Below are 16,473 nucleotides of genomic sequence, written 5' to 3'. Positions count from 1 at the left end.
TTCGCTCCTGGCGTTGTGGGGGCTGAGCGTGCGGGTCCCCGCACCGGGCTAATGTGTGCTGAGTACGGCGCGGAAGGCCGCGCACTTCACTGACCGTCGGAGGGACATAGCCGTGGAGGTCAAGATCGGCGTGCAGCACGCGCCCCGCGAGATCGTTCTGGAGAGCGGTCAGAGCGCCGAGGAGGTCGAGCGCTTGGTGGCCGAGGCGCTGGCCGGGAAGTCTCAGCTGCTGAGTCTCGTGGACGAGCACGGCCGCAAGATCCTGGTCCCGGCCGACCGTCTCGCGTACGTCGAGATCGGCGAGCCGGCCCCGCGCAAGGTGGGCTTCGGCGCGCTGTAGGCGACGACCGGCAGACACGGAAGGGCCTGGCGGCTCGACACCTCGAGCCGCCAGGCCCTTCCGTGTCCCCGCTCCGCGGCTCTCCGTCGCTCCGCCTCCCCGTTCTCCCCGTCGTTCCCACGCTCCGCCGCTCCGGCTCTCCGCCCTCTTCCGGTCGGCGCCTCCGCGCGGCCTCCGCCTCTGCTCCGTTCGGCTTCTCTCCCTGTCCTCCCCCTGCGCCCCCGGCTGTTTTCCGCTGCCGCGCGCCAGCGTCTCCACCCGCACGGACGGGACATAGGCCCCTCCAGGGGAGGATTGGACTCCGCAGGTCAGGGGTAAGACGGGCTACGACCGATGCGAGCAGGCCGGCCATGTGGGAGGGACCCCGACATGCTCTTGGAAGCGCTCAGTTCAGTGATGCTCGGCCTGGCTCTGGCATGGGCGGCCACGCGCCGCCTGCCGCACCGCCTCCCCGCCCGCGCCCTGGTCCTGTCGACCGGCGCGGCCGGGGCACTGTTGGGCGCGTTCCTCACGCACAGCGCGCTGGACGCGGGCAACCTGCTCACGACCCTGTCCGGCGCGGCGATCCTCTCCGTGGCGTCACTGTCGCTGCTCCTGCGTCCCGCGGGCAGACTCCGAGGCCGGTCGGCGACCGCCTGACCGGCCACCGGCACCCTACGGAGGGACGGAAGCGGGCGGGGCCCGGCGGCTCTCAGGCCGCCAGGCCCAGGGCCGCCATCCGCTTGGTGTGGGCCTCCGTGATCCGGGAGAACATCCGGCCGACCTCGGCGAGGTCGAAGCCGTCCGCGACTCCGCCGACGAGCATCGTCGACAGCGCGTCCCGGTCGGCCACCACCCGCTGCGACTGGGACAGCGCCTCACCCATCAGCCGACGCGCCCACAGGGCGAGCCGTCCGCCCACCCGCGGGTCCGCGTCGATCGCCGCGCGCACCTTCTCCACGGCGAACCCGCCGTGTCCGGTGTCGTCGAGCACGGTCAGCACCAGCGCGCGGGTGTCGGAGTCCAGCCGGACCGCGACCTCCCGGTAGAAGTCGCTGGCGATCGAGTCGCCGACGTAGGCCTTGACGAGTCCCTCGAGCCAGTCGGAGGGCGCGGTCTGCTTGTGGAAGCCCTCGTACGCGGCCACGAACGGCTCCATCGCGACGGTCGGCTCCTCGCCGATCCCGGCCAGGCGGTCGCGCAGCCGCTCGAAGTGGTGGAACTCGGCCGACGCCATCTTCGCCAGCTCCGCCTTGTCATCCAGCGTGGGGGCCAGCTTGGCGTCGTCCGCGAGCCGCTCGAACGCCGCCAGCTCCCCGTACGCGAGCGCGCCGAGCAGGTCCACGATGGCCGCGCGGTACTGCGGATCGGCGGAGGCCGCCGCCCAGTCCATGGCGGCGACGCCGGTCGGCGCGGCAGAGGTGTCGGGGGTGTCCCCGGCGCGGTCAGGCTTGTCAGAGCTCGTCATAATCCGCACAATAGCCCGCTCGTCGCGGGCCGTAAGGCGCTGGTCAACACGTGTGACGACGGCTACGTGGCCAAATCGGCCATGGTGTGTGCGCGAATCCAGGGTATGGTGGTAATGCGCCCGCCGAATACTCTGACGTAGTCGGCAGGGCGCGTGTATGAGGATGCCCGGTCGGAGGCCCGATCGGCTCCGCCCCGACCGCTCTCCCTGACCGTACGGCACATTGCGTACGACGATCGGAGGGACCCTCAGCGGTACGAGCGCTAGAGCGTCGGCAGTGGTCCCGTGCCCTACGGCATCCCCGTAAGGCAGCCGACGTCCCCGGCACGGTCCATAGACGACCCCCGCGCTCGCCTCGCACCGCGCACACAGAAGAGGCAGCACCCTGACTACGTTCCGAGAGCTCGGGATTCTCCCCGAGACCGCCGAGGCCCTGGAAGCCGTCGGCATCATCACTCCCTTCCCCATCCAGGAGATGACGCTCCCCGTGGCCCTGACGGGTACGGACGTCATCGGCCAGGCCAAGACCGGTACCGGCAAGACGCTGGGCTTCGGCCTTCCGCTCCTCGAGCGCGTGACCGTCCCCGCGGACGTGGAGGCGGGCCGCGCGAAGCCCGAGGACCTCACCGACACGCCGCAGGCGCTCGTCGTGGTCCCCACCCGCGAGCTGTGCACGCAGGTCACCAACGACCTGCTGACCGCCGGCAAGGTGCGCAATGTCCGCGTCACCGCGATCTACGGCGGACGGGCCTACGAGCCGCAGGTCGAGGCCCTGAAGAAGGGGGTCGACGTGATCGTCGGCACCCCGGGCCGGCTGCTCGACCTGGCCGGGCAGAAGAAGCTGAACCTGAAGGATGTCAAGGCCCTCGTCCTCGACGAGGCCGACGAGATGCTCGACCTGGGCTTCCTGCCCGACGTCGAGAAGATCATCAACCTGCTTCCGGCCCGCCGTCAGACCATGCTGTTCTCGGCGACGATGCCGGGCGCGGTCATCGGGCTGGCCCGCCGCTACATGTCGCAGCCCACGCACATCCGCGCCACCGCGCCGGACGACGAGGGCGCGACCGTCGCGAACACCACGCAGTTCATCTACCGCGCGCACAACATGGACAAGCCCGAGCTGGTCTCGCGGATACTCCAGGCGGACGGCCGGGGCCTGGTCATGGTCTTCTGCCGCACCAAGCGCACCGCCGCCGACCTCGCCGACCAGCTCAAGCAGCGCGGCTTCGCCTCCGGCGCGGTCCACGGCGACCTCGGCCAGGGCGCCCGCGAGCAGGCGCTGCGCGCCTTCCGCAACGGCAAGGTGGACGTACTCGTCTGCACCGACGTCGCCGCCCGCGGCATCGACGTCGAGGGTGTCACGCACGTCATCAACTACCAGTCCCCCGAGGACGAGAAGACGTACCTGCACCGCATCGGCCGTACCGGCCGCGCGGGAGCGAAGGGTACGGCGATCACGCTGGTCGACTGGGACGACATCCCGCGCTGGCAGCTGATCAACAAGGCGCTGGACCTGGGCTTCAGCGACCCGCCGGAGACGTACTCCACCTCCCCGCACCTGTTCGCCGACCTCGGCATCCCCGAGGGCACGAAGGGTGTCCTTCCGCGCTCGGAGCGCACCCGCGCCGGGCTCGACGCGGAGGAGCTGGAGGACCTGGGCGAGCCGGGCGGCCGTGGCGGCCCGCGCGGACGCGGTGGCCGCAACGAGCGGGCCGACCGGACCGACCGGGGTGAGCGGGCCGACCACCGGGGCGACTCCCCGTCCGCCGACCACGAGCGTCCGGCCCGTACGCCGCGCCGCCGTCGCCGTACGCGGGGCGGTACGCCGCTGAGCGACTCGGCGCAGCAGCCGACGGCCCTGCCCGTCGAGGACACCGGTGAGACGGAGGCCGGTACGGCTTCCCGCACCCCGCGTCGCCGTCGCCGTATGCGCGGCGGAGCCCCGGCCGAGGCCACGACCTCCCCGGTGACCGCGGTCGAGTCCACCGGACCGGTCGAGTCCACCGGGCCCGTGGAGTCCGCCGAGGCCGCTGTCGCGACGGTGGAGGGCACGTCCGGGGACGCTGTGGAGCACCCGGAGAGCCCCGAGACCCCGTCGAAGCCGCGCCGCCGCCGTTCCCGCAGGTCCGCGGAGACGGCAGCCGTCGACACCGCGGCCCCGGCCGGTTCGCCGGTCGAGGCCGACGCGGCGGTGGCGGTCGCCGTCGCCCCGTCGGCCGAGAGCACCGCCGTGACCGGGACAGCCCCGGAGGCCGGGGAGCCCGAGGCCCCCGTCGAGCCGCGTCGCCGCCGGACCCGCAAGTCCGTGGCCGCGACCGCGCCTTCGGCTGCCGAGGCGGTGGTGGACACCGCCGAGGTGACCGCCGGATCCGCACCGGAGCCGGCTCCTGCCAAGCCGCGCCGCGCCCGCAAGAGCGTGGCCAAGGCCCCCGAGGCTGCCGAGGCCGAGGCCGTGCTCGACACCGCCGAAGGCACGGAGGCCAAGCCCCGTCGCCGCACCCGCAAGGCCACCGTGACCGCCGAGGCCACCGCGACCGCCGCCGGTATCCCGGCACAGGCCGCTTCCGAGGCCGAGCCGGCGGAGACCGAGGCGGCCAAGCCCCGGCGCACCCGCAAGGCTCCTGCCAAGGCGGAGACGGCCGTGGACACGGTCGAGGCCACCGAGGTCAAGCCGCGCCGCACCCGCAAGGCGGCCACCGCCGTGCAGGAGCCGGAAGCCGCGGTGGACGCCGCAGCCGAGGTGAAGCCCAAGCGCACCAGGAAGACGGCGGCTGCCAAGGCCGTCGACACCACCGAGGCCGCCGAGGCTGTCGAGGTGGCCGAGGCCAAGCCCCGCCGCCGTACCCGCAAGGCCACCGTGACCGCCGAGGCCGCCGTCGGCATCCCGGCACAGGCCGCATCCGAGGCCGCGCCGGAGACGGCCGAGGCGAAGCCCCGGGTCCGCCGCACCCGCAAGGCCGCGGCAACGGCTCCCGCGGAGTCCACGGAGGCCTGACCCGCACCAGAGGCACGATTCGACGGCCCGGTCCCCCTCTGTGGGGCCGGGCCGTCGGCGTCCCCCGACAGGCGTCCCCCGGCACCCCGTCCTCGCACCGGCGCCCGCTACCCTCACCCCGTGACCAGCGACGCCGCCTCCGCTTCCCCTCCTGCTTCTTCCCTCTCCCCCTCTCTCCTCCGCGCGACGCCGCCCGGCGCTCGGACGTACCGACTCCGCACCTCTCGTGGGGAGTTCGCCGTCGTCGACGTGCCGCCGGCCGAGGGGGCCGAACCGAAGGGGGTCGTGCTGTCGCTGCCCGGGTTCACGGGGAGCAAGGAGGACTTCACACTGGTGCACGGGCCGCTCGCCGCTCGCGGGTACCGCAGCGTCGCCGTGGACGGGCGGGGACAGTACGAGTCGGACGGGCCCGTGGACGACGAGTCCGCTTATGCGCGGGCGCAGTTGGCGCGGGACGTGCTCGCGCAGGCGGAGGCGCTCGGCACGGACGTACCGCTGCATCTGGTCGGGCACTCGCTGGGCGGCCAGATCGCCCGTGCGGCGGTGCTCGAGGACCACGCCCCCTTTCGTTCGCTCACCCTGATCTCGTCCGGCCCCGCTCGGATCTCCGGCTCCCAGGAGCAGCGCGTGACGCTGCTGCGGGACGCGCTCTCCCGGATGACGATGGCGCAGTGCTGGGAGGCGATCCTGGCCCTGGGCCCGCCGGAGGAGGTCGGTGGGCCCGCACGCGGGCTCGGCGGCCAGGAGCATCTGCGCCGACGCTGGTTGAGCACCAGTCCCGCTCAACTACTGGCTACTGGGCGGCAGTTGTGCGCGGAGCCGGACCTGGTCGACGAACTCGCCACCGTGCCGCTGCCGTTCCACGTGCTGTCGGGTGCGCACGACGACACCTGGCCGGTACCGGATCTCGACGCCATGGCCGTACGCCTGAACGCGCACCGCACGGTCGTCGTCGGCGCCGAGCACTCCCCCGCCGTCGAACGGCCCGAGCCCACCGCGCACGCCCTCGCCGCCTTCTGGGACGGCCTCCAGGCCCCCCACAACGACACCGCCACCGGCACCGACGCCCGCCCCCTCGCCTAGGCCGTTTCGTTTAGACCATCAAACCGTTGGTCCGGTCGTGCCGTTGACGGTCGCCCAGGGGGCGCGGATTGAGCCGCTGTTGCCGGGCCGGACGGCGAGGCGGCCGGCGGCGGGACCACCGTGGGGTGATCGACGGGATCGCCTGGAAGTTCCAGACCGGTGCGCAGTAAGTGCGGATGCCGGGACTCCTGCCCCCACGGCCGGTCCGGGCCCGGCGAAACGGGTGCCGCGCCGCCGCAAGTCCCTGCTCTCGGTCCCCGGCCGCCTCAGCCGTGGGGCAGCAGCGGGAAGGCTGCGTCTCACCGGTGGTCCGTGGATCCGCGTCCGGTATCAGCGGCCCCGTGGTGTGGCGCGGGTCACGGGAACTCCTCGACCCGGCCGGAGAGGTAGGGGGTGTGAGATGTGATGAACAGGAAGATCGGGAGCGCATGCGCGCACGAATCAGAGCGGGCGACCGCGAGGCGTTCGCCGCGCTCTACGAGGAGTACGCGCGGGCGGTCTACAACCACGCCTACCGGCTGACGGGCGATTGGTCGACGGCCGAGGAGGTTCTGTCCGAGACCTTCCTGGCCGCCTGGCGCGCCCGTCACGCCGTCGAGCCGGAGGGCGACTCGCTGCGGCCGTGGCTGCTCGGGATTGCCACGAACAAGGCACGCAACGCCAACCGCGGTATCGGGCGGCGCCTGGCCTTCCTGGCCCGCCGCCCCGCCCCGGAACCGGTGGCGGACATCGCGGACGCCACGGCCGGACGCGTCGACGACACACGGCGGCTCGCCGCGATCCGGCAGACACTGGGCGGACTCCGCCGCCAGGAACGCGAGGTGCTGGCCCTCTGCGTCTGGTCCGGACTGAACTACGCCGAGGCCGCCGAAGCCCTCGGTATCCCGGTGGGCACCGTGCGGTCGCGGCTGTCCCGCGCCCGTACCCAGCTGCGACGGCTCACCGACGAGCAGCTCCGCCGGACACCGGACGGGTCCGCGCGGGAAGCACGACCCGGAGAAGCGGTCCGATCCGGAAGGGAACCCCGCCCCCGCTGCGGAGAGGTAGAGAGCAGGGCCGCGTTCGTGGCCCTGCCCATCCAGGAGGAAGCCCGATGAACGACCGCACCTCCGGCCCCGAGCGGGCCGAACACGAGGAACTGGCCCGGCTGCTGCCGGCCCCGGCCGAACGGGACCTGCCCCCGGGCCGTCATCTCCACCACAAGGACACCCTGATGCATCTGATCGACCAGGACGGCGACCACACCACCGCACGCCCCCGACCCCGCCTCCTGCGCCCCGCCGTCCTGCTGCCCGCCGCCGGACTGGCCCTGGGCGGGGTGCTGCTGACCACGCTCACCGTGACCGGCCAGGACCGCGCTCCGGCACCGTCCGCCGCGGGCACGGGTTCTCAGGCCACGGCCCCGCGTGGCGCGGCCGTACTGCTCGACCGGGTCGCCTCGATTGCCGCGAAGAAGGGCGAACAGAAGGTCACCGGCGACCAGTTCGTGTACGTCAGGACACTGCAGACCGAGAACGAGGGCAAGTTCGACGGCCCGGTGAAGCTGACCGAGCCCCGCGAGCGTGAGGTCTGGATCACGCAGAAGTCGGGGCCGGTGATCGATGAAGGCCTGATCCACCAGGACGGCTCGTACATCCCGATCACCGTCGGGGCCCCGGACGGCGAGACGGCCGTCGGCTACCCGGCGGGCCTCAGCCGGCCGACGTACACGTGGCTGGCCTCCCTGCCCACCGACCCCGACGCCCTGCTCCAGCGGCTCGCCACCGAGATCACCACGGACCAGGACGCGCGTGATACCCCGGCCGAGGACCGGGACCCGGACCAGGACGCCTTCGACGCCATCGGTGAGCTGCTGCGGGAGACGGTGATGCCGCCGAAGACCGCGGCCGCCCTCTACAAGGCCGCGGCGAAGATCTCCGGCGTGACCGAGGACTCCGACGCGGTGGACGCGGCCGGCCGGCACGGGATCGGCGTGGCCCGCGACAACACCCGGGCCGGTTGGCGCACCGCCTGGATCTTCGACTCGACCACCCTGGAGTACCTGGGCGAACGGAGCTACCTCATCAGGGACACCTCCATGGGCAAGAAGGGCACCCTGATCAACCAGTCGGCGGTCCTGGAGCGCGCGGTCGTCAACGCCCTCCGCGAAAGGCCGTCGACCGAGAAGCCGTCAACGACGACCTGATCCCGACAGGGAGCTGCCGAGGTGTGGCTACGCGCCCCGGCACCGGTCGCTCTCTGCACGATCCCCGCCAGGCACGCCGAGCACCACGCTTCGGCATCCGGGCCGGGAGCAACGGCTCGATCCTCGCCCACTGCGCATCAGTCAACGACAGGTCCGGACCAACGATCAGCTGATCCAAACGAAACGGCCTAGTACTGCGCCTGGAGGTGGGCCCAGAAGCCGTCGCGCAGGGCGCGTCGCAGGTCGGCCTGGCCGCGCAGGGAGTACTGCAGCAGGCCTTCGGCCTCCACCAGCAGGTCCTGGTCGACCGATCCGGGCAGATAGGGATGGCCGGGCAGCAGTTCCACCAGCGAGTCCCGCCCGCGTTCGGAGAGCCACTTCGCGGCGATCTGCGCCCCGACGAAGCGGACGTCCTCGCGGGTGGGCCGGTCTGCCGTCGGCTCGTATCCGGGGGCCGTGCGCCGGGAGACGTACGGCTTGAAGAAGTCGAGGTCGAAGGTGCGCTGGCTGTCGACCTCCCAGAGCAGGGGCTCGGCCTGGTTGCGGCCCTCGGGCGCCTCGATGCCCCAGAGGTGGACGCGGGCGCCGTACCCCTGGGCGGCCTCGACCGCCGAGACCAGGTCCTCGTCGCCGCCCAGCAGGGCGGCGTCGCTGATGGCGCGGTGCCGGGCCAACGACTCCAGGTCGGAGCGGATCAGGGAGTCGACGCCCTTCTGCTGGTTGTTGGCGTTGAGGTTGCCGAGGCGGACCTTGACGTCGGGGAGCTCTGCGATGGTCTGCTGCTCGGCGGTGTGGATGCGGCGCCTGGCGCCGTCGTACCAGTAGACGCGCAGCAGTCTGCTGTCCGCGAAGATGGTGCGGGCCCGGTCGATGAGCGCGTCGATGAGTCCTTCGGCGTCGAGGTCGAAGGCCCGGCGGTCCTCCGTCCCGGCCACCAGCCGCCCCGCCGCCGCGTACAGATAACCCGCGTCGACGAAGATCGCGTGCGTGGAGGGCGTCTTCGCCACTTCGGCGAGCATGCGCTGAAGCAGCTCGTTCGTGCGGTCGATACGGGAGTTCAGGTCCGCCAGGTCGTCGTTCATCATCTCCATTGTCCCGGCGGTCACTGTGCGAACACAACCGGTCCCGATCGGTCTCCTTCCAAACATTCGCCCATCGACAACCCGTCAGTATTTAGCCAATCAAAGAATTTTCTTAGCATAGGGAATGTTTGCAGGGGGCAAACCGTTATTTACTGATGAAACACGGGCCGGTCCGGCTCGTGGCCACCCATCCAGCAGTTCTCCTTCAGGAGGATGACCAGACGAAGGGAGAAGCCCTTGCGCTTCGAAATCATGCGACTCGACGACGTCGACGGCACCGCCGTGGACACCACCGTCGTGGACGCCGCCTCCGTCAACCACATCGTGCAGCAGGCCGCCTCCATCGGGCAGCGCCTGTGGATCCGTCCGGCCGACACGCCGGCCTCATAACGCAGAACGCCGGGTCCTGTACCGGTACCGCCTGTTCCGAAGCCTCCGTACCACCTCGACGGGTACGGGGGCTTTGTGCGTCCCACTTCCTGCGCCTCGCGCCCCGCGCCCCGCGGGACGAGCGAGGGCGGGGCGAGCGAGGGCGGGGCGAGCGAGGGCGGGGCGGTCAGCTGCCCTGGATCACCTGCGTGACCCCGTTGATGATCTGCTGCACGGCGATCGCGGAGAGCATCATGCCCGCGAGCCGCGTCACCAGGACCACCCCGCCGTCCTTGATGACCCGGATGATCAGCAGCGAGTACCGCATGACCAGCCACAGCACCACGTGGACGGCGAGGATCGCCGCCCACACCGAGACCTGGGCCGGGGTGCTGTCGGCCTTCTGCACCGCGAGGATGACCGACACGATCGCGCCGGGCCCGGCCAGCAGCGGCATGCCGAGCGGGACCAGAGCGACGTTGACGTCCTTGGTCTGCTGGGGCTCGTCGTTCTTGCCGGTGAGCAGGTCGAGCGCGATCAGCAGGAGCAGCAGTCCGCCCGCGATCATCAGCGCGGGCATGGACACATGCAGGTAGTCGAGGATCTGCTGCCCGATCAGCCCGAACAGGACGATCACGCCTCCGGCCACGCAGACGGCCTGGAAGGCCATCCGCCGTTGCACCTTGGCGGGCCGGCCCGCGGTCAGGGCCAGGAAGATCGGGGTGATCCCGGGGGGATCCATGATGACGAAGAGGGTCAGGAAGAGGGAGCCGAAGACGGCGACGTCGAACATGTCTGCCTTGCTGGGAAACGAAACGAAACGAGAGGGGAGGGGGGAAGGGTGAGGGAGAGCGGTGAGCATGCGGCACTCGGGAAGGCGCGCGCTCGGGTGTGCTCGCTCAGGTGTGCTCAACGAAAGAGCCCAAGGGGAAAGCGGGCGCCGCCCCGGCGCGGGGCGGGCCCAGGAGGTACGGGTGGCTCAGGCCCCGCCGGCCCCCGGCACCGGGAACGCGCCGGTCGCGCGACGCGTGATCTCGCCGTACACCTCGGGATCCGTGGTGTACTCGCCGGGCACGCAGTTCTTCCGGCTGCCGTGGTAGTCGCTGGACCCGGTCACGAGCAGCCCCAGTTCCTTCGCGAGGCCCCGCAGCCGCGCCCGGGTGTCGGGGTCGTGGTCCATGTGGTCGACCTCGATGCCGTCGAGACCGGCCTCGGCCAGATCCGCGATGGCGGACTCCGGTACGGTCCGGCCGCGTTTGCTCGCGGCCGGGTGGGCGAACACCGCCACCCCGCCCGCGCCCTTGATCAGCCGGAGCGCTTCGAAGGGGTCGGTCTCGTGCTTCGTCATGTGGGCCCGGCCGCCGTCCGCCAGCCATTCCCGGGTGAAGGCGTCGTTCACCGTCTCCACCACACCCAGCTCGACGAGTGCCGTGGCGATGTGCGGGCGGCCCACCGAGCCGTCGCCGGCGATCCGGGCGACCTGCTCCCAGGTGACGGGCACCCCCAGGCCGTTCAGCTTGGCGATCATGCCCTGGGCCCGCGGTACGCGGTCGTCCCGAACCAGCTCACGCTCGGCGAGCAGCGCCGGTTCCCCGGGGTCGAAGAGGTAGGCCAGCATGTGCATGCTGATGCCGTCGTACCGGCAGGAGAGCTCGGCACCGGTCACCAGCGTGAGCCCCGGGGGAAGCGCGGCGAGGGCCTCGGCGTGGCCGCGGGTGGTGTCGTGGTCGGTCAGCGCGACGACGTCGAGGCCGGCGGCGGCGGCCGCGCGCACCAGACCGGCCGGGGAGTCCGTACCGTCGGACGCGGTGGAGTGGGTGTGCAGATCGATACGCACGACGCGTTGCTCCAAGCGGTGACGGGCGGACGGGGGACGCTTCAGGATAGCCGCACTTCCGCACGCTTCCGTCACACCCGAACCCGCCCGGCGCCCCCTACACGCGCGCCCCGTGCCCGCGCCCCGTGCCCGCTTACCCGCACACTTCGCGCCGGCCCTCCGCGTCGGCCCTCCCGCCGCCGCCCCTCACGGCGTCTCCATCAGCCGCGGCGACAGAGCCCCGCAGGGCACCAGTTCCGACTCGGCCCCGGCGTCCCGGAGGTCGGTGAGGACCAGCTCTTCGTACATCAGGAGCCCGGACTGCTCGGGCCACAGCACCGCCCACAGCCACATCCCGAGCGCCTCGCCCGCGAAGACGGCCCGGTCGTCCGGCGCCCCGGAGACGCGCCAGAGCGGGGTCGGGCGGCCGGCGGCCAGCACCTTGGTCTCGGCGGCCTTCTCGATGTCCAGGTACGGCCCCGGGTCCGGGCCGTCGACACCCGCGTACCGGGCGCCGAGCCCGACGCCGAGTTCCTCGGCCACGAGGATCAGCTCGCCCATGCCGCCGAGCGGTCCTGGTCCGGTGCACGCGACGGCGCTGGCGCGGCCGCCTCCGCGGTCGTCGCCCGCGCTGGCCACCCCGGTGAACAGCCAGCCCACCGGCAGCGGCCACGGCATCCACACCGGTACCCGGGTACGGTGCACGACGACGTCGAGCGCCTCGACGCTCGGCGGTATCACGGGCTGGACCGGATGCACGATGCCGTGCACATCGCACTGCCAGGCATCGGAGAAGAGGCCGGGAGCCCTGACCCGGCCACCACACTTCGGGCAACTGGGTTCGCCCCTCATAGGGCCCCACGGTCCTACCCTCGCCCCTCCACGTCAAGGACGATCACCCGTCCGGACCGAACCGGTCACCCGGGGGCCGGAAACGGTACACACCGACCGGTTCGGACTACGGCACCGCTCATCCGGTGGCCGCATCCGGGGCGCACGCCCCGACCCGACCGACCCGACAGACACCGGCTGTCCCCGGCAGACACCCGGCCGGCACCCGGCCACCGCCACCGCCACCCCGCCCCGCCCCGCCCCGCCCCGCCCCGCCCCGCCCCGCCCCGCCCCGCCAACTGAACTGTCCCGGCTCGTCATTGACGGCCCGACATGGGTGATCTTGCTCACTTCGACGAACGGCCGCCCGTCGAAGGCGGGAGCGCGTCAGTCCAGCGCGACGGAGGCCCGAGTGGGGTGCCTCAGGTCCGTTCCGCGGGCCAGCCAGCGCTCCTGCAACTCCTGGGCGCCGTGCACCCGCTTCCAGGCCGCCTCGTTCGGCGTCATGGGCAGCAGCGGCAGGAACCGTACGGGCTCCATGGGCTCGTCGAGTTCCAGGTCCTCCACCAGACCGCCCGGCTCGGCGACCAGCACCGAGGTGAACGGGGCTCCGGGCCACAGCGGTTCGCCGACGTCGAGAGAGGCGCCGGGGGTCACGACCACACCCTCGACCTGCGGGGACGCGGCAAGAACGGCGAGCGGGCGGAGCACCTTGTCGGTGTCGGCGAGACCGCCGCGCACCGACAGCACCAGCTCCGCGCGCGGGCCCGCGACCGGATCCGCGATCACCGCCGTGGGGTCGGCCATGGGCCGCGCGGACATGCCGAGGGTGGCGTAGCGCACGATGTCGCCCTCCTGGAAGCGCAGCACCTCGACGCGGTCCGTACCCAGAAAGGTGACTGCCGCGCGCGCGACCGGCTCGCCCAGAGCCGTGAGCAACCGGGCCTCGACCAGAGGAAGAACATCTGCCATGCGGCGAGCATAGAACCCGTCGGCAGCAGGCGAAGCGGCACCTTGACACAGCGGTCGGCTGCTAGTCTGGCCCGGTGGTTCGGGGCAGCACGCAGGAGGCCCCCCAGGCAACGCCCAAGCCCGGCAGGGCATTTTCAGGGCACTGGGAGAGTCCGCGGAGCCCCGGTACCGCTCTGACACTCCCCCTACGGGGGAATCCCCTTCAGGGGATGAGGATCGTCCCTTACGAGGGACCGGCCGGAGGAGGTGGGGCTGGCATGGACCGAAGTCGACCGTGCAGTAGCACCCGCTCTTCCACCCGTTGATGTAGCTGCTCCGTTCCGGCTGTCACCTCGCATCATCGCGTCTTCATCGGAAGAGCATTTCGTTTCGTCCCGACTGATCTGCCCCAGTAGCTGCATCAGCGACGAGACTCGCCACCGCGACGGTGCGGTGCTCCCCGCTTTGTGGACGTGCCAAACATCCCCTGCCCGGGCTTTTTCCGGAAGCCGGGTCATCTCTGGTCAGGACGTCCTCATTCCGGGTGGTTCCACCCGTCGCGCCGGCGCCTTTCGTTGCCCGTTTCGCGAAGGAGCCCGCCATGTCGATGATCCGCGACCTGCGTGCCGTGGTCCGTCCCTCCCGTGCCCCGCTGCGCAAGGAGAGCAGCGCCCCGTACGACACCACCCGCGACCCGGCGACGACCACCGCGGTCGTCGACTGCGCCATCTACCGCGACGGCCGCCGTGTGGAGACCGAGAGCCCGCTCACCCCTCAGGAGGCGATGCGCCTGGTGCGCCGGGACTCGGGCTTCGTGTGGATCGGCCTGCACGAGCCGACCGAGGACGAGTTCGCCGGTATCGCCCGCGAGTTCGGACTGCACCCACTGGCCGTGGAGGACGCCGTCCAGGCCCACCAGCGGCCCAAGCTGGAGCGCTACGACGACTCGCTCTTCACGGTCTTCAAGACCATCCACTACCTCGACCACGACCGGCTCGACTCCGGCAGCGAGGTCGTCGAGACCGGTGAGGTGATGTGCTTCACCGGCCGGGACTTCTTCATCACCGTCCGGCACGGCGGCCAGGGCTCCCTGCGGGGCCTGCGGCACCGCCTCCAGGGAGACCCCGAACTGTTGGCCAAAGGCCCCTCGGCGGTTCTGCACGCCATCGCCGACCACGTCGTCGACGGCTACATCGCGGTCGCCGACGCGGTGCAGGACGACATCGACGAGGTGGAGACCGAGGTGTTCTCGCCCGGCCGCGGGGGCACCCCGCGCGGCACCGACGCCGGACGGATCTACCAGCTCAAGCGGGAGGTGCTGGAGTTCAAGCGAGCGGTGTCCCCACTGCTGCGGCCCATGCAGCTGCTGAGCGAGCGGCCGATGCGGCTGATCGACCCGGAGATCCAGAAGTACTTCCGTGACGTCGCCGACCACGTGGCCCGGGTGCACGAGCAGGTGATCGGCTTCGACGAGCTGCTCAACTCCATCCTCCAGGCCAATCTCGCGCAGGCCTCCGTGGCGCAGAACGAGGACATGCGCAAGATCACCTCGTGGGCCGCCATCATCGCCGTGCCGACGATGGTCTGCGGGGTGTACGGCATGAACTTCGACTACATGCCGGAGACGGACTGGAAGTACGGCTACCCGGTGATCCTCAGCGTGACCGTGGCCCTCTGCCTGGGTATCCACCGCACGCTGAAGCGCAACGGCTGGCTCTGACACCGGCTCCGGGATCAGCGCCGGAATGGGCACGGGCCGGACACGGGACGGGACCAGGATGAACCCCGGAATCCGGAATCCGGCTCGGAGGCCCTGGATAGGCTGGGCCCATGACAAGTGCGACCAGTGCGCTGTTCGACCGGGCCCTCGTCGAGGAGGCCACCAAGAAGTCCGGCCTCGTCTGGGTCCGGGGTTCCGGTGGCCCGGCCCGGCCGCTGTGGCACGTGTGGCACGAGGGCGCGATGTGCCTGGTCGGCGACGGTCCCGGGGAGCAGCCGCTGCCCGGGCTGGCGGACGGCGGGCCGGCCGAGGTGACGGTGCGCAGCAAGGACAAGGGCGGCCGGCTGGTCTCCTGGGCCGCGACGGTCGTGGAGCTGCCCTCCGGGTCCGAGGAGTGGGACGCGGCGGTCGCCGTGCTCAAGGGCAAGCGGCTCAACGCGCCCGACGGCGAGACGATGACGGAGCGCTGGGCGCGTGAGTGCCGGGTGCTGCGCCTGGAGCCGACCGGGGCGACGGCACCGCTGCCCGAGGGTTCCCTGGCCGAGCCCCCGCTGCCGACGCCGGTGACGACCCGGCACCCGGCCCCCGCGGGCCTGCCCCGGCTGCTGGCGGGGCGCGGGAAGCGCCGCTGACCGATCACCCCGCCCCGGTCCTCCTACGACGTCGGGAGCTGGCCCTCGTAGTCCAGCGTCTCGTCCTCGGCCGGCTGCTCCAGGGCGAAGTCGGCGCCCCAGGCCGAGAAGGTGAGGGTGCCCGCCTTGCCGGCGCGCACCAGGCGCAGCGGGTACGGCTTGCCCTCGAGGGAGACGTCCAGGGTGCCGCCGGAGCCCTCGTCGCCGGTGATGCGGATGGTGCGGACGCCGCCCTGCTCGTGGTGGCCGTCCGTGGCGAGGGTGCCGTGCAGGGGCAGCAGACTGTTGAGGAGGACGTCCTTGTCCGCGAACCCGATGAACTTCTTGTACGAGGGGTCGCCCTCCGGCACCTTCACGTACTTCTCGGCGAGCTTGCCGGCCGCTGCCGCGTCCGAAGCCCCGCCCCCGTCCCCTTCGCCCTCGCCCTGCGCGCCGTCCTCGCCGGTCCCGTCGTTCGCCTGGCCCCAGAACTTGGCGTCGGCCTTCAGGAAGAGCTCGTCGTCGACCTTCAGCAACCGGAACGTCCGGCCCTCGGCGGTGACCGATCCGATGCCGCCCTCGGGCTTGAGCCGCATGTCGAGCGTGTACGTACGCCCGCTGGTGACGACGTTTCCGTGCAGCCGCACGGTGTCGACGGACTTGGCGGCCGTCCGTGTCCTGTTCTGGATCTCGGCGGCGGACAGCTTGCCGACGCCGTTGGTGCCCTTGTTCGGGTCTTCTTCCTCGGAGGAGCATCCCGTGAGCGCCATTCCGGTCACGAGCAGCACGCACACGGCACTCGCCAGCATGGCTGTGCGGGAACGGCCCGGGGAGATCGGAGTCACAGGTTGCGCTGCCTCTCTGACGGGGACCTGAACGGCGTACCGCAGATTACCGGGGCCGTACCGGCCGGTCGGAGGCAGTCCGTCCGGACCGGCCACAAAGGCACCGCTGATCGGGACGGGCTAGCCTGAAGCCGCCCGAACGGGCCATCCGGACAACCGACACAGCAGCGGACAGGACAGCACAGCAGGGCCAGAGCA

The 16,473-nt window shown here is 71.8% G+C and carries 16 protein-coding genes; 9 read left to right on the top strand and 7 right to left on the bottom strand.

Features of this window, described 5'->3' with window-relative positions; genetic code table 11:
- Window positions 1–112: 112 nt before the first annotated feature.
- Entirely contained in the window at window positions 113–340 is a 228-nt protein-coding gene (locus OHB56_RS28050) for a DUF3107 domain-containing protein (RefSeq protein ID WP_326754633.1), read from the top strand.
- A gap of 369 nt (window positions 341–709) precedes the next feature.
- Window positions 710–979 carry a hypothetical protein gene (locus OHB56_RS28045; protein WP_055597223.1) on the top strand — a complete coding sequence of 90 codons (270 nt, stop codon included), beginning with the start codon at window positions 710–712 and terminating at the stop codon, window positions 977–979.
- 52 nt (window positions 980–1,031) lie between these two features.
- On the opposite strand, the gene OHB56_RS28040 is transcribed toward OHB56_RS28045, so the two are convergent.
- Complete coding sequence (locus OHB56_RS28040; protein ID WP_055597224.1) at window positions 1,032–1,787, bottom strand: ferritin-like fold-containing protein; 756 nt, start codon at window positions 1,785–1,787, stop codon at window positions 1,032–1,034.
- Between the two features lie 475 nt (window positions 1,788–2,262).
- On the opposite strand from OHB56_RS28040, the gene OHB56_RS28035 reads away from it, so the two are divergent.
- The 4 genes from OHB56_RS28035 (at window position 2,263) to OHB56_RS28020 (ending at window position 8,050) form a co-directional block, all read left to right on the top strand.
- A complete protein-coding gene (locus tag OHB56_RS28035; protein WP_406356327.1) occupies window positions 2,263–4,782 on the top strand; it encodes a DEAD/DEAH box helicase in 2,520 nt (839 codons plus the stop codon).
- Between the two features lie 120 nt (window positions 4,783–4,902).
- Window positions 4,903–5,865 (top strand): alpha/beta hydrolase, encoded by a 963-nt coding sequence (locus tag OHB56_RS28030; protein ID WP_326754631.1) that lies wholly within the window; start codon window positions 4,903–4,905, stop codon window positions 5,863–5,865.
- 428 nt (window positions 5,866–6,293) lie between these two features.
- The gene (locus tag OHB56_RS28025; RefSeq protein WP_406356325.1) at window positions 6,294–6,962 is read left to right on the top strand and encodes an RNA polymerase sigma factor; all 669 of its coding nucleotides are present in this window, start codon (window positions 6,294–6,296) and stop codon (window positions 6,960–6,962) included.
- Window positions 6,959–8,050, top strand: coding sequence for a CU044_5270 family protein (locus OHB56_RS28020; protein WP_406356323.1), 1,092 nt, complete (start codon window positions 6,959–6,961; stop codon window positions 8,048–8,050). Before OHB56_RS28025 ends, OHB56_RS28020 begins: the two co-directional genes overlap by 4 nt.
- Before the next feature lie 188 nt (window positions 8,051–8,238).
- On the opposite strand, the gene OHB56_RS28015 is transcribed toward OHB56_RS28020, so the two are convergent.
- Entirely contained in the window at window positions 8,239–9,132 is an 894-nt protein-coding gene (locus tag OHB56_RS28015) for an NYN domain-containing protein (protein WP_055597230.1), read from the bottom strand.
- A 237-nt stretch (window positions 9,133–9,369) separates the two neighbouring features.
- Here OHB56_RS28015 and OHB56_RS28010 point away from each other — a divergent pair, with 237 nt between their 5' ends.
- Window positions 9,370–9,522 carry a hypothetical protein gene (locus OHB56_RS28010; protein WP_095534322.1) on the top strand — a complete coding sequence of 51 codons (153 nt, stop codon included), beginning with the start codon at window positions 9,370–9,372 and terminating at the stop codon, window positions 9,520–9,522.
- A gap of 166 nt (window positions 9,523–9,688) precedes the next feature.
- On the opposite strand, the gene OHB56_RS28005 is transcribed toward OHB56_RS28010, so the two are convergent.
- From OHB56_RS28005 to OHB56_RS27990, 4 genes are all read right to left on the bottom strand, one after another.
- On the bottom strand, window positions 9,689–10,294 hold the full coding sequence (locus tag OHB56_RS28005) for a MarC family protein (RefSeq protein WP_326754628.1): 606 nt from the start codon (window positions 10,292–10,294) through the stop codon (window positions 9,689–9,691).
- A gap of 186 nt (window positions 10,295–10,480) precedes the next feature.
- On the bottom strand, window positions 10,481–11,338 hold the full coding sequence (locus tag OHB56_RS28000) for a PHP domain-containing protein (RefSeq protein ID WP_406356320.1): 858 nt from the start codon (window positions 11,336–11,338) through the stop codon (window positions 10,481–10,483).
- Between the two features lie 186 nt (window positions 11,339–11,524).
- Entirely contained in the window at window positions 11,525–12,169 is a 645-nt protein-coding gene (locus tag OHB56_RS27995) for a DUF6758 family protein (protein ID WP_326754626.1), read from the bottom strand.
- A 366-nt stretch (window positions 12,170–12,535) separates the two neighbouring features.
- Window positions 12,536–13,120 (bottom strand): suppressor of fused domain protein, encoded by a 585-nt coding sequence (locus OHB56_RS27990; RefSeq protein ID WP_326754625.1) that lies wholly within the window; start codon window positions 13,118–13,120, stop codon window positions 12,536–12,538.
- A gap of 580 nt (window positions 13,121–13,700) precedes the next feature.
- Between OHB56_RS27990 and OHB56_RS27985 the strand changes: the two genes are divergently transcribed.
- Both OHB56_RS27985 and OHB56_RS27980 read left to right on the top strand, forming a co-directional pair.
- Window positions 13,701–14,819 (top strand): magnesium and cobalt transport protein CorA, encoded by a 1,119-nt coding sequence (locus tag OHB56_RS27985; RefSeq protein ID WP_364739872.1) that lies wholly within the window; start codon window positions 13,701–13,703, stop codon window positions 14,817–14,819.
- 110 nt (window positions 14,820–14,929) lie between these two features.
- Entirely contained in the window at window positions 14,930–15,451 is a 522-nt protein-coding gene (locus OHB56_RS27980; RefSeq protein WP_326754623.1) for a hypothetical protein, read from the top strand.
- Window positions 15,452–15,474: 23 nt separating this feature from the next.
- On the opposite strand, the gene OHB56_RS27975 is transcribed toward OHB56_RS27980, so the two are convergent.
- Window positions 15,475–16,275 carry a hypothetical protein gene (locus OHB56_RS27975; protein ID WP_326754622.1) on the bottom strand — a complete coding sequence of 267 codons (801 nt, stop codon included), beginning with the start codon at window positions 16,273–16,275 and terminating at the stop codon, window positions 15,475–15,477.
- Window positions 16,276–16,473: the final 198 nt, after the last annotated feature.

Origin of the sequence: Streptomyces sp. NBC_01635, assembly GCF_045209715.1 — a bacterium.
Lineage (GTDB): Bacteria > Actinomycetota > Actinomycetes > Streptomycetales > Streptomycetaceae > Streptomyces > Streptomyces hirsutus.
This window is presented reverse-complemented; position numbering and strand designations above follow the sequence as displayed.

What these genes read in the sequence shown, in the direction of transcription:
- OHB56_RS27995 (WP_326754626.1), bottom strand. Translation starts at nt 12,169, where the DNA reads ATGAGGGGCGAACCCAGTTGCCCGAAGTGTGGTGGCCGGGTCAGGGCT.
- OHB56_RS28035 (WP_406356327.1), top strand. Translation starts at nt 2,263, where the DNA reads ATGACGCTCCCCGTGGCCCTGACGGGTACGGACGTCATCGGCCAGGCC.
- OHB56_RS28040 (WP_055597224.1), bottom strand. Translation starts at nt 1,787, where the DNA reads ATGACGAGCTCTGACAAGCCTGACCGCGCCGGGGACACCCCCGACACC.
- OHB56_RS28020 (WP_406356323.1), top strand. Translation starts at nt 6,959, where the DNA reads ATGAACGACCGCACCTCCGGCCCCGAGCGGGCCGAACACGAGGAACTG.
- OHB56_RS27990 (WP_326754625.1), bottom strand. Translation starts at nt 13,120, where the DNA reads ATGGCAGATGTTCTTCCTCTGGTCGAGGCCCGGTTGCTCACGGCTCTG.
- OHB56_RS27980 (WP_326754623.1), top strand. Translation starts at nt 14,930, where the DNA reads ATGACAAGTGCGACCAGTGCGCTGTTCGACCGGGCCCTCGTCGAGGAG.
- OHB56_RS28005 (WP_326754628.1), bottom strand. Translation starts at nt 10,294, where the DNA reads ATGTTCGACGTCGCCGTCTTCGGCTCCCTCTTCCTGACCCTCTTCGTC.
- OHB56_RS28025 (WP_406356325.1), top strand. Translation starts at nt 6,294, where the DNA reads ATGCGCGCACGAATCAGAGCGGGCGACCGCGAGGCGTTCGCCGCGCTC.
- OHB56_RS27985 (WP_364739872.1), top strand. Translation starts at nt 13,701, where the DNA reads ATGTCGATGATCCGCGACCTGCGTGCCGTGGTCCGTCCCTCCCGTGCC.
- OHB56_RS28045 (WP_055597223.1), top strand. Translation starts at nt 710, where the DNA reads ATGCTCTTGGAAGCGCTCAGTTCAGTGATGCTCGGCCTGGCTCTGGCA.
- OHB56_RS28015 (WP_055597230.1), bottom strand. Translation starts at nt 9,132, where the DNA reads ATGAACGACGACCTGGCGGACCTGAACTCCCGTATCGACCGCACGAAC.